This window comes from Bradyrhizobium huanghuaihaiense, from assembly GCF_025200885.1.
Lineage (GTDB): Bacteria > Pseudomonadota > Alphaproteobacteria > Rhizobiales > Xanthobacteraceae > Bradyrhizobium > Bradyrhizobium huanghuaihaiense.
The window spans coordinates 9524999-9537366 of sequence record NZ_CP104172.1 but is presented as its reverse complement, the minus strand read 5'-3'; the positions used below and the strand labels follow the sequence as shown (position 1 = coordinate 9537366).

Genomic DNA, 12368 nt, shown 5'->3' with positions numbered 1-12368 from the left:
GGCATTCGCCCGCCGCAGTTCCGCTTCCAGGGCGGCAAGGCTAGGATTGCCGGCATAAAACAAACGAAGGGAGCACGCATGGGCCACATCGATCCGACCAAGGAGATCTTCGCGCAATTCCGGGAGAACGATCGCCCGGGCCCGATCCACATGCTCAACCTGGTGCGCCTGCGCAAAGAAGCGGCCTACCCCGACGGCCGCAAGGCCAGCGGCGCGGAAGCCTACGCCGCCTATGGCCGCGAGAGCGGCCCGGTGTTCGAACGCCTCGGCGGCCGCATCGTCTGGCAAGGCAGGTTCGAGCTGATGCTGATCGGCCCGCAAGAGGAACGCTGGGACCATTGCTTCATCGCCGAATACCCGAGCGTTGCCGCCTTCGTCGAGATGATCCGCGATCCCGTCTATCGCGAGGCAGTGAAGCATCGCCAGGCGGCGGTGGAGGATTCGCGGTTGATCCGGCACGCCGTGCTGCCGGTAGGGAAGAACTTTGGGGAGATACCAGCGTAGGCGCAATCGGCGATCTCTCCCCGTCATCCTGAGGTGCGAGTGGCGCGATGCAAAGCATCGCGCCGGGAGCCTCGAAGGATGCACGGCCCGATGCTTCCGCGCCGCCACCAGTCGGGCCGTCGCCCTTCGAGGGCCGCCGAAGAGGCGGCCACCTCAGCGTGACGGTGGTAGATCGGGCGAAGCCCACAAAAAATCGGCGGCCCGCAGGCCGCCGATTTGCATTGCAGAGCTCAGCGCCTAACCCGCCGGGCCCGCATCCTCCTGGATCGGGCCGAACAGCTCCCAGCGCTCGCCGTTGAACTTCATCATCTGAAGCTGCTTGTTGACGCGGTAGTCGGTCGCCGAGGTGTTGGCCTTGATGCCGGGCAGGGCGATGTCGTTGGTGACGTCCTTCAGCGATGCCGCCTGCTTCATGACGTTCTCGCGCGTCAGATCGTCACCGCACTGCTTCAGCACGTGGACCAGCAGCTGGGCGGTGCCGTAGCCATAGGTGTTGAAGTTCGAGTCCTTGTCGCCGTCCGGATAGTACTTCGCCATGAAGTCGAAATACTTCTTCAGGCCGGCGTCGTCCTTCCAGGTCGGATCGAGCGGTTCCTTGCCGTAGTTGACGCTGATCAGGCCCTTGGCAGCCTCAAGGCCTGCCGGCTTCAACACCGCGCCGACCGAGGGGGCGTTGATGTCGACGATCTGGACCGGATGCCAGCCCATTTCGGCGATCTTCTTGATCGCCTGCGCGGCCTGCTTCGGGGTTGTCGCGCTGAAGAACAGATCGGTGCCGGCGTCCTTGATCTTGAGGATCTGCGAGTCGACCGTGGGATCGGAGACTTCGTAGGACGCTTCGGTCACGACCATCTTGGCGGCCTTGTCGCCGAGGCCGGCCTTGAGGCCGTTCAGATAGTCCTTGCCGAGGTCGTCGTTCTGATAGAGCACGCCGATCTTGGCGTCCGGATGCGCCTTCAGAATGTATTGGCCGTAGATTCGGCCTTCGACGAAGTAGTTGGGATTGTAGCCCATGGTCCACGGAAAGTTCTTCGGATCGGTGAACCTCGAGGCGCCGGTCGCTGCGAACAGCTGCGGCACCTTCTTGGAATTGAGATATTTCTGCACGGCCGCGTTCACGGGCGTGCCGATGATCTGGAAGGTCAGCAGCACCTCGTCGCTCTCGACCAGCTTGCGGATCTGCTCCACGGCCTTCGGCGGCGAATAGGCGTCGTCATACTGGATCAGATTGATCTTGCGGCCGTTGATGCCGCCCTGGTCGTTGATCATCTTGAAATAGGCGGCCTGGGTCTTGCCGATCGACGAATAAGCCGACGCGGGTCCCGAAAACGGCATGGTCTGTCCGACCTTGATCTCGGTGTCGCTGGCGCCCGGATCATATTTTTTCTGGGCATTGGCCGCAGAGATCGACAGCGCCAGGGTCAGCGCCGTTGCCGTGGCCAGATGCAGCATTCCATTCCTCATTCGCAATTCCCTCAGTTTGTTATGGCCGATGATCTGACCGCGCGCGCTTGCGCGTCGGACGTCACCGCTGAGGGCGAGTGTGGAGGAGGCGTTGCTGCGACGCAAGGTGGGCGTTCGTAGGGTGGGTTAGACGGCGTCTGCGCGTAGCGCGGGCGCCGGCGTAACCCACCACTTCTGTCACCGCGGAGATTAGAGAGGTGGGTTACGCTCAGCGGTTTGCGCTTCGCGCAATCCGCTGCGCTAACCCACCCTACGATCCGTTCCCGAAACTAACCCGACGGGCCCGTGTCCTCGATGATCGGGCCGAACAGCTCCCAGCGTTCGCCGTTGAACTTCATCATCTGCATCTGCTTGTTGACGCGGAAGTCGTTCGGCCCGGTGTTGATCTTGATGCCGGGCAGCGCGAGGCTCGGCGTATAGCCCTTGATGTTGGCGACCTGCTTCATGACGTTCTCGCGCGTGAGGTCGTCGCCGCATTGCTTCAGCACCTGCGTCAGCAATTCGGCCACCGAATAGGCATAGGTGTTGACGGTGTTGAGCTTGTCGCCCTCAGGGAAATACTTGTCCATGAAGGCGAAGAAGGCCTTCACGCCCGGATCGTCCTTCCACTGCGGATCGCCCGGCTCCTTGCCGTACTGGGTCGAGATGATGCCCTTGGAGATGTCGAGGCCGGCCGGCTTCAGCGTCGCCGAGATCGGGCTCGCATTGATGTCGAGGATGTGCACCGGCGTCCAGCCGAGGTCGGCGAGCTTCTTGATCGCCTGCGCCGCGAACTTCGGCGTCGAGGCATCGTAGAACACGTCGACGCCCATCGACTTCAGCTTGACCACCTGCGAGTCGACGGTGGGATCGGTGACCTCGTAGGAGACCTCGCCGACGATCATGCTGGCGGCCTTGTCGCCGAGACCGCTCTTGAGGCCCGCGAGATAGTCGCGGCCCATGTCGTCATTCTGGTAGAGCACGCCGATTTTGGCGTTCGGATGCTCCTTGAGAATGTATTTGGCGTAGATGCGCCCCTCGGACACGTAGTTGGGATTATAGGCGATGGTCCAGGGATAGTTCTGCGGATCGTTGAACCGTGCGGCGCCGGTGGAGGCCAGAAGCTGCGGCACCTTCTTGCCGTTGAGATATTTCTGCACGGCGGCGTTGGCCGCGGTGCCGATCAGCTGGAACGTGAACAGCACCTCGTCGCCTTCGACCAGCTTGCGCACCTGCTCCACCGTCTTCGGCGGCGAATAGGCGTCGTCATACTGGATCAAATTGATCTTGCGGCCGTTGATGCCGCCCTGATCGTTGATCATCTTGAAGTAGGCGGCCTGCGTCTTGCCGATATTGGCGTAGACGGAATAGGGCCCCGAGAACGGAACGGTCTGGCCGATCTTGATCTCGGTGTCGCTCGCGCCGGTGTCGTATTTCTTCTGGGCGAGGGCTTGGCTGGCGGAGAATGCGAAGGCGAGCGCTGTCGTGGCAGCTAGGAAAGCTCTGCGATTGGTCATGTTGGGTTGTTCCTCCTGACGGAATTTTCGACCGATGGTCTTTTCCGTTGTTGCAACGGTCGCCATCGCTGCCGGAGATTGTGGAGGAAGGGCAGCCGCCGCGCAAGGATCGCGGCGCTGCGCCGAAGCGTCTCAGGCGAGAAACAATGCAACCAGCGCGACCGCCGCCGGCACCGCCTGCACGATCAGGATCCGCGTGCTGACGGTCGCCGCGCCATAGGCGCCGGCCACGATCACGCAGAGCAGGAAGAACACCTTGATCTGGAACGCGAAGGCCGGATTGCCGTGGACGAGGCCCCAGATCAGGCCGGCGACCAGGAAGCCGTTATAGAGCCCCTGATTGGCGGCCAGCACCTTTGTGATCGCGGCCTTCTCTTGCGTGTTGCGGAAAACCTTCAGGCCCTGTGGCTTGTCCCAGAGGAACATTTCCAGGATCAGGAAGTAGGCGTGCAGTGCGGCGACCAGCGCCACCAGGACATTGGCGATCAAGTTCAAGTTGAGCTCCCCCAAAAGCGTCAGCTTTCGGGTGGACGTTAGCACGGCTGCCATGGCAAGTGCGATGGGTGTGTTTCGATTGCCTGGTGCCGCAATGCCCGTTCGATCAACCAAGACGCCTGGACGCTTCGGCCTCGACCGCATGGCGACGCCGATCGGGATCGCGCTGCTGGTCACCGATGCCGAGGGCAGTCTTCGTGCGCTCGACTGGGAAGACTATGAGCACCGCATGCGCGAGCTGTTGCGCCTGCATTACGGCGCGGTGGATCTGAGTGATCGGCCTGCGCCGACGGCGATGCGCATTGCGCTGTCGGGTTATTTCGACGGCGATCTCGATCAGCTCTCAGGGATTGCATGGCGTATCGCAGGGACGCCGTTCCAGCAAAAGGTCTGGACCGCGCTTGCCAAAATCCCTGCCGGCACCACGCTGAGCTACGGCGCGCTCGCGGCAAGGATCGATACGCCAAAAGCCATTCGCGCCGTCGGCCATGCCAACGGCTCCAACCCGATCAGCGTCGTGCTGCCGTGCCATCGCTTGATCGGCGCGGATGGCTCGCTGGTGAAATACGGCGGCGGGCTGGAGCGCAAGCGCTGGCTGCTGCGGCACGAGGGGGTGGAGGTTTGAAGGCTCCGTCGTTCCGGGGCGATGCGAAGCATCGAACCCGGAACCTCGAGATTCTCAGGTGCGCAATTGCGCACCATAGCTCGCCGCTTGCGCGGCGCCCCGAAATGACAAGAGAGGATCACGCCGCCGGCTGAACCGCCTTGTCGCCGGCCATCACATGGGTCAGCGCGCTCTTGATCGCGGATTGCCGCGTCGGCGCGTTGATCTGCGCGCCCAGCAGGTCGGTGACGTAGAACACGTCGCGGGCACGCTCGCCGAAGGTCGCGACATGGGCTGAGGCGATGTTGAGGTTGAGCTTCGAGATCGCGGTGGTCAGCTCGTAGAGCAGGCCGGGGCGGTCGAGGCCGGAGACCTCGATCACGGTGTAACGGTCGGACCATTGGTTGTTGATGGTCACTTCCGGCTCGATCACGAAGGGCTTTGCCTTGCTGCGCACGGTGCGCCGCGCCACCACTTCGGGCAGGCGCAGCTTGCCTTCGAGCACGTCCTCGATCATCTCGCCGATGCGCGTGGCGCGGCGGCCCTCGTCCTCGTCGCGGTCGTATTCCCTGGAGATCGAGATGGTGTCGAGCGCACGGCCGTCGGTCGTGGTGTAGATCTGCGCGTCGACGATGTTGGCGCCGGCCGAGGCGCAGGCGCCGGCGATGATCGAGAGCAGCCAGGGATGGTCGGCGGCGAAGATCGTGAGCTCGGTCACCCCGCGCACCTCGTCGAAGCCGACATTGATCGCGAGCTTGTGGCCGGCCTGCTCGCTTGAACGCACGAAGCGGGCGTGGCGGATCTTGCGCGGCAGTTCGACCTTGAGCCAGTAGGCCGGATAGTGCCGGCCGATATAGGCATCGAGCTCGTCCTTCGGCCATTCGGCGAAGGCCATGCGGAACTCGGCATGCGCGGCCGCGAGGCGCTTGCCGCGGTCGACTTCCGAGAAACCGCCGGTGAGCACCGGCTCGGTCTCGTAGTACAGCGAGCGCAGCAGCTGCGCCTTCCAGCCGTTCCACACGCCGGGACCGACGCCGCGGATGTCGGCGGTGGTGAGGATCGTCAGCAGCTTCATCTGCTCGACCGACTGCACCACGGCGGCAAAGTTCTCGATGGTCTTGCGATCGGAGAGGTCGCGCGACTGCGCGACCGTGGACATCGTCAGATGTTCCTCGATCAGCCAGGCCACGAGTTCGGTATCAGCCGGGCTGAAGCCGAGCCGCGGGCAGAGCCGCCGTGCCACCTTGGCGCCGGCGATGGAGTGGTCTTCCGGCCGGCCCTTGGCGACGTCGTGCAGCAGCGTTGCGATGTAGATCACCGCGCGGTGCTCGGGTCTCGTTTTGCGCATCAGGTCGCTGGCGAGAGCGAACTCCTCTATGCCGCCGCGCTCGATGTCCTGCAGGAAGCCGATGCAGCGGATCAGATGCTCGTCGACGGTGTAGTGATGATACATGTTGAACTGCATCATCGAGACGATCTTGCCGAAGGCGCGGATGAAGTGGCCGAGCACGCCGGTCTCGTTCATCCGCCGCAGCACGATCTCGGCGTTATCGGAGGTCAGGATCTCCATGAACAGCCGGTTCGCTTCCGGATTCTCGCGCAGCTGCGCGTTGATCAGGCCGAGCGAGCGCGTCACGTCGCGCATCGCATCCGGATGGAAGGCGAGGTTGTTCTTTTGCGCCAGGCGGAAGATGCGGATCAGATTGACCGGATCGTGCTTGAACACGTCGGGCGCGGCGACGTTGATGCGGTTGTTGTCGACGATGAAGTCGTCGCTGTCAGGGACCCGCCGCTTCACCGCCGTCGGGCGCAGCCGCGCCATCATCCGGCTCAGGACCGGCGCGGGCTTGGCCTGCTGGTCCTCGAGCTTGGCGCAGAGGATGGCGGTGAGGTTGCCGACCTCCTTGGCGACCAGGAAGTAGTGCTTCATGAAGCGCTCGACGTCCTGCATGCCGGGATGCGAGGTGTAGCCGAGCCGCACGGCGATCTCGCGCTGCAGGTCGAAGGACAGGCGCTCCTCGGCGCGGCCAGAGTAGAAATGCAGATTGCAGCGCACCGACCAGAGGAAGTCGGCGCAGCGGCGGAAGCTGCGGTATTCCTGCGCGTCGAATACGCCGCGCTCGACCAGCTCGTCGGTGTCGCGGACGCGGTAGACGTACTTTGCGATCCAGAACAGCGTGTGCAGGTCGCGCAGCGCCCCCTTGCCGTCCTTGACGTTGGGCTCGACCAGATAGCGCGACTGGCCGCCGCGGCGGTGCCGCTCCTCGCGCTCGGCGAGTTTGGCCGTGACGAATTCGGACGCGGTGCCTTGCACCACTTCCTTGTCGAAGCGCTCGACCAGCTCGTCATAGAGCGGCTGGTCGCCGGTGAGGAAGCGCGTCTCCAGGATCGCGGTGCGGATGGTCATGTCGCCGCGCGCCTGCCGGATCGATTCGTCGACCGAGCGCGTGGCGTGACCGACCTTCAGGCCCATGTCCCAGAGGCAATAGAGGATGGCTTCGGCGACCTGCTCGCCCCAGGCGGTCTGCTTGTAGGGCAGGATGAAGAGGAGATCGATGTCGGACTCGGGGGCCATCAGGCCGCGGCCATAGCCGCCGGTCGCGACCACCGCCATGCGCTCGGCGCCGCTCGGGATCGGCGAGCGATAGAGATGGCGGGTCGCGGCCGAATAGAGGATGCGGATGATCTCGTCCTGCACGTGGCAGAGCCGCTCGGCGCAGCGGCGGCCGTGACGGTCCTTCAGCAGGATCGCCTGCGCCGCGGCGCGCGCCGCGATCAGCTCGGCCTTGAGCAATTGCGCCATGGCGGTGCGGAACGCGTCCTCGCGTCCCTCGTGCTTCTCGGCAAGCGCGTCGACCGCGGCGGTGATCCGCGCGGTGTCGAAGCGATCGTCCACCTCAGGCTTCTGCTCAGTTGCGACGCTGTCCATGTCTCACCGGATATAAGAGGTGACAGGCGCTGTCACCCGTCATTCGCGGGCAATAGTCGTTCCGTGCTGGAAAAGGCCGGCTTCGGGCAAATCTGTTCTCGGCCGGCGCCCTTTCAAGGGTCGGATTTTCTCGTTGACCTCTAGATATAACTCATTGAAAAACAATGAAGTTTTGGAGGGAGCCGGGCATGACTGGGATTACACGACGCATTCTGCTGGCCGGCGCGATGACGCTTGCTTTGATCCCTGCGGCGCAGGCCGCCGATCCACTCAAGGAAATCCGCATCGACTGGGCGACCTACAACCCGGTGTCGATGGTGCTGAAGCAGAAGGGGCTGCTGGAGAAGGAGTTCGCCAAGGACGGCATCACCATCACCTGGGTGCAGTCGGCCGGCTCGAACAAGGCGCTGGAATTCCTCAACGCCGGCTCGATCGATTTCGGCTCGACCGCGGGCTCGGCGGCGCTGGTGGCGAAGATCAACGGCAACCCGATCAAGTCGATCTATGTCTATTCGCGTCCCGAATGGACCGCGCTGGTGACGGGCAAGGACTCCAAGATCGCTGATGTCGCCGACCTCAAGGGCAAGCGCGTCGCGGTGACGCGCGGCACCGATCCGCACATCTTCCTGGTGCGCGCGCTGCTGGGCGCGGGCCTGACTGAAAAGGACATCACGCCGGTGCTGCTCCAGCACGCCGACGGCAAGACCGCTTTGATCCGCGGTGACGTCGATGCCTGGGCCGGTCTCGATCCCATGATGGCGCAGGCCGAGGTCGAGGAGGGCGCAAAGCTGTTCTATCGCAAGGCCGATGCCAACACCTGGGGCATCCTCAATGTACGCGAGCAGTTCCTGAAGGATTATCCGGATGCCGCCCGCCGCGTGCTCGCGGTGTACGAGGAGGCGCGCAAGTATTCGCTGGCGAATTACGACGAGCTGAAGAAGACCTTCATCGCGGTGACGAAGCTCCCCGAGGCGGTCGTCGACAAGCAGCTCAAGGAGCGCACCGAGCTCACCCACAGCCGCATCGGCGCAGCCCAGCGCGAGTCGATCCTCGCCGCCGGCCTCGCGCTGCAACAGGCCGGTGTCGTCGATGCCAAGGTCGACGTGAAGGCGACGCTCGATGCCCTGATCGACGACCAGGTCCCGCTGCCGACGAATTAGTCGGCAGGGAAGAGGCAAGCGCGCGCACCACACTCCGCCGTCGTCCCGGGGCGCGAAGCGAACCCGGGACGACGGCTGAGGACGCGGCAAGAGGAGTGTTGCATTCCCTCGTCAGACGCGCTTCCTACCGGCCATGATCTCCGACGCGCCAGTGCTGCAACAATCATCGGAACCAGCCGAGAGCGCCGCCGCGCCTTCGCGGCTGTCGCGCTATGCGCGGCCGGTGCTGGGGCTGCTGCTGCCGGTGACGCTCGCACTCGGGTGGGAGCTCGTGGTCTGGTCCGGCTGGTCCAACGGACGCCTGGTGCCGCCGCCCTCTCGCATCTTCACCACCATCACCGAGCTCGCCCGTTCCGGCGAACTGGTGCGTCACATCACTGCGACGCTGTGGCGTGTCGGCCTCGGCTTCGCCTTCGGCGTGGTTGCGGGGACGCTGCTTGGTGCGATCTCCGGCTACTGGTCGCTGGCGCGCCGGCTGCTCGATCCGACCGTGCAGGCGCTGCGCGCGATCCCGTCGCTTGCCTGGGTGCCGCTGTTCATCCTGTGGCTCGGCATTTTCGAGACCTCGAAGATCGCGCTGATCGCGGTCGGCGTGTTCTTCCCGGTCTATCTCGGCGTGATGGGCGCGATCCTCTCGGTCGATCGCAAGATCGTCGAGGTCGGCCGCACCTTCCGCCTCTCCGGCTTCGCGATGATCCGCCGCATCCTGCTGCCCGCTGTGCTGCCGGCTTACGTGGTTTCCTTGCGCGTCGGTCTTGGCCTCGGCTGGATGTTCGTTGTCGCGGCCGAGCTGATCGGCGCCTCCGAAGGCCTCGGCTATCTCCTGCTCGACGGCCAGCAACTCGGCAAACCCGCGCAGATCCTTGCCGCCATCGTGATCTTCGCCATCCTCGGCAAGCTCACCGACTGGCTGATCGAAGTTGCGGCCGCGCCGTTCCTGCGCTGGCAGGACGCCTTTGGTCGCGCGAAGGGAGCTTGAGGCAATGCTGGCGCTCGACCGGGTCAGCAAGACCTATCCCAACGGCGTCGAGGCGCTGGCGCGCTTCTCCGCCGAGGTCAAACAGGGCGAGATCATCGCCATCATCGGCGGCTCCGGCTGCGGCAAGTCGACATTGCTCCGTGCCATCGCCGGCCTCGATCGCGCCAGCTCCGGCACGGTGACGCTCGATGACGAGGCGATCGCTTCGCCGCATGCCAAGATCGGCATCATCTTCCAGGAGCCGCGGCTGCTGCCCTGGCTCAGCGTCGCCGACAATATCGGCTTCGGCCTCGCCGATCTGCCCGCGGCCGAGCGGCGCGCGAAGGTGGCTCGCGCGCTAGAGCGCGTCGGGCTTGGCGACAAGGCACAGGCCTGGCCGCGCGAGCTTTCGGGCGGGCAGGCGCAGCGCGTCGCGATTGCGCGGGCGCTGGTGCCACAGCCCGAGGTGCTGCTGCTCGACGAGCCGTTCTCCGCGCTCGACGCGTTCACGCGCAGGGATCTGCAGGATCATCTGCTCGACCTCTGGGCCGACACCCGCCCGACCTTGATCCTCGTCACACATGACGTCGACGAGGCCGTGGTGCTGGCTGATCGCGTACTGGTGATGCGGCCGCGGCCGGGCCGGCTGTTCGACCAGATCGAGATCAATCTCGGCCGGCCGCGCGACCGCAATTCGCCGCTGTTCGAGAATTTCAAGCGAAGTGTGCTGACGTCACTCGATCGTTCGCTCGACCGCAGCGTGCCCGACCGGGACGCAACCCAGGGTCCCGGCCAGGCCATGTGGTGGTGACAATGTCTCGCTGAGCCGGTACATCGAGGAGCGATTTTTCCGGGAGAGAACAATGGACGCCGCTGAACTGCGCCAGATGCAGGCCCCGATCAAGGAGCGCTACAAGACCGATCCCAAGGCCGCGCTGATCACGTTGAAGGCCAAGGGTTCCACCGACAGCGAAGGTATTGCGTGCAAGGTCGAGACCGGCCGCGCCATCGCGATGGCCGGCCTGCATCCCGCCACCGGCGGCTCAGGCCTCGAGCTCTGCTCCGGCGACATGCTGCTGGAAGCGCTGGTGGCCTGCGCCGGCGTCACGCTGAAATCGGTCGCGACCGCGATCGAGGTGCCGCTCAAGGCCGGCAACGTCTATGCCGAGGGCGATCTCGATTTCCGCGGCACGCTCGGCGTCGACAAGGAGACCCCGGTCGGCTTCGCCGAGATCCGCCTCCGCTTCGAGGTCGATACGCCGGCGCCGCAGGACAAGCTCGATCTGCTGCTCAAGCTCACCGAGCGCTATTGCGTGGTCTACCAGACCATCAAGAACGGCCCGAAGGTCTCGGTGTCGATGCAAAGGATGTGAGATGAGGACCGCAGCCTGACAATCGGTGTCGTCCCGGGGCGCGCCGCTTGGCGCGAGCCCGGGACCCATAACCCCAGGCCGTCGTGATTTCGGGCGGTCGTTGCTCCAGCCTCCTTAAAGCAATCGCGGCCTGTGGTTATGGATTCCGGGCTCGCGCTTCGCGCGCCCCGGAATGACGGACTGAATAACTTCGCCTTCTATCCGGACCAGTGCGTCGCTTGCCCGGCACAAAAACAAAAAATGCCCCTCGACCTCCACTTCATCCTTTTCCTGCTCCTGCGCATGGCGATCGCGGCGGCGTTCGTGGTGACGGCGTCTGTTATCACCGAACGCTCGGGGCCGGTGATCGGCGCGCTGATCGCGACCCTGCCGGTGTCGGCAGGTCCGTCCTACGTCTTTCTTGCGATCGATCATGACGCCGCCTTCATCGCGCAGGGCGCGCTGGCGAGCCTGCCGGTGAACGCGGCGACGATCTTCATGTGCCTCACCTATGTCGTGCTGTCGCAGCGGCACAATCTCGTGGTGAGTTGCGGAAGCGCCATCTCGGTGTGGATCGTGCTTGCATCGATCATCCGCCAGTTCGAGTGGTCGCTCACCGCGGGCCTTGCCGCCAATCTGATCGCATTCGGTATCTGCATTCCGCTGCTCGCAGGCTATCGCCACGCGAAAATGCCGCTGGTGACGCGCCGCTGGTATGACGTCCCGATGCGGGCTGCGCTGGTCGCGACCCTCGTCGCCATCGTGGTCTCGACCTCCGGCTGGGTCGGTCCCCGCATCAGCGGCATCATCGCGCTGTATCCGGTGGTGTTCTCCAGCATCATGCTGATCCTGCATCCGCGCATCGGCGGTCCGCCGACGGCCGCCGTCCTCGCCAACTCCGCGTGGGGCCTGCTCGGATTCGGTATGGCGATTGCCGTCATGCACGTCGCGGTGGTGCAATTCGGCTCGGCTGTCGGTTTGACTCTCGCACTCGGCACCTGCGTCACCTGGAATCTGACGCTGTGGGGGATCGGCCGGCGCGCGATGCGCAAGGCGCGACAGCAGCCGTGAGACTACGGACAAGCACGACATGGCGTCGCGCGAATACGTTATGCCAAGCTCAATTCGCGCCGATGAGATGATGCGGGCATCTCCTCAAGCCGTTGAATGAGAAACCTCATTTCAAGTTCTGCCGTTTTTTCCCGGCCTGAACGCCTCTGTCCATCGCGCGGACATGCCGATCCATCGGCCGCCGAATTCCGACATTTCTATTAGAACTTTGTTCGAGCTTTTCCCGTACGAATCGGATCGCACACCAGCTTCCGATCCCGTCCGCGCAAATTGGCGCGGCTCTCTTTTTCAAGCGAACGGCCCACGGGAGCCGCAGACTGAGATACGGCGACGCT

At 64.3% G+C, this 12368-nt stretch carries 11 protein-coding genes; 7 read left to right on the top strand and 4 right to left on the bottom strand.

The features are described from left to right. Positions 1–78: 78 nt before the first annotated feature. Entirely contained in the window at positions 79–504 is a 426-nt protein-coding gene (locus tag N2603_RS44375; protein ID WP_260387176.1) for a DUF1330 domain-containing protein, read from the top strand. 237 nt (positions 505–741) lie between these two features. Here the strand turns inward: N2603_RS44375 and N2603_RS44370 are convergent, their stop codons facing one another. The 3 genes from N2603_RS44370 to N2603_RS44360 all read right to left on the bottom strand — a co-directional run bounded on the left by N2603_RS44370 (position 742) and on the right by N2603_RS44360 (position 4013). Then, the gene (locus N2603_RS44370) at positions 742–1968 is read right to left on the bottom strand and encodes an ABC transporter substrate-binding protein (protein ID WP_260387175.1); all 1227 of its coding nucleotides are present in this window, start codon (positions 1966–1968) and stop codon (positions 742–744) included. A gap of 269 nt (positions 1969–2237) precedes the next feature. Next, a complete protein-coding gene (locus N2603_RS44365; RefSeq protein ID WP_018644336.1) occupies positions 2238–3464 on the bottom strand; it encodes an ABC transporter substrate-binding protein in 1227 nt (408 codons plus the stop codon). Positions 3465–3596: 132 nt separating this feature from the next. Continuing rightward, the gene (locus N2603_RS44360) at positions 3597–4013 is read right to left on the bottom strand and encodes a DUF1304 domain-containing protein (RefSeq protein WP_260387174.1); all 417 of its coding nucleotides are present in this window, start codon (positions 4011–4013) and stop codon (positions 3597–3599) included. 40 nt (positions 4014–4053) lie between these two features. Here N2603_RS44360 and N2603_RS44355 point away from each other — a divergent pair, with 40 nt between their 5' ends. Beyond that, complete coding sequence (locus N2603_RS44355) at positions 4054–4584, top strand: methylated-DNA--[protein]-cysteine S-methyltransferase (RefSeq protein ID WP_260387173.1); 531 nt, start codon at positions 4054–4056, stop codon at positions 4582–4584. A gap of 118 nt (positions 4585–4702) precedes the next feature. On the opposite strand, the gene N2603_RS44350 is transcribed toward N2603_RS44355, so the two are convergent. After that, positions 4703–7492, bottom strand: coding sequence for a [protein-PII] uridylyltransferase (locus tag N2603_RS44350; protein ID WP_260387172.1), 2790 nt, complete (start codon positions 7490–7492; stop codon positions 4703–4705). Between the two features lie 188 nt (positions 7493–7680). On the opposite strand from N2603_RS44350, the gene N2603_RS44345 reads away from it, so the two are divergent. The 5 genes from N2603_RS44345 to N2603_RS44325 all read left to right on the top strand — a co-directional run bounded on the left by N2603_RS44345 (position 7681) and on the right by N2603_RS44325 (position 12033). Further along, positions 7681–8652, top strand: a complete 972-nt coding sequence (locus tag N2603_RS44345) for an aliphatic sulfonate ABC transporter substrate-binding protein (RefSeq protein WP_260387171.1) — start codon at positions 7681–7683, stop codon at positions 8650–8652. A 133-nt stretch (positions 8653–8785) separates the two neighbouring features. Further along, positions 8786–9631: an ABC transporter permease gene (locus N2603_RS44340; RefSeq protein ID WP_260387170.1), complete on the top strand. Its 846-nt coding sequence runs from the start codon at positions 8786–8788 to the stop codon at positions 9629–9631. Positions 9632–9635: 4 nt separating this feature from the next. After that, entirely contained in the window at positions 9636–10421 is a 786-nt protein-coding gene (locus N2603_RS44335) for an ABC transporter ATP-binding protein (protein ID WP_260387169.1), read from the top strand. A gap of 52 nt (positions 10422–10473) precedes the next feature. Further along, entirely contained in the window at positions 10474–10983 is a 510-nt protein-coding gene (locus N2603_RS44330; protein ID WP_018644343.1) for an OsmC family protein, read from the top strand. 240 nt (positions 10984–11223) lie between these two features. Beyond that, positions 11224–12033 (top strand): hypothetical protein, encoded by an 810-nt coding sequence (locus N2603_RS44325; RefSeq protein WP_260387168.1) that lies wholly within the window; start codon positions 11224–11226, stop codon positions 12031–12033. Positions 12034–12368: the final 335 nt, after the last annotated feature.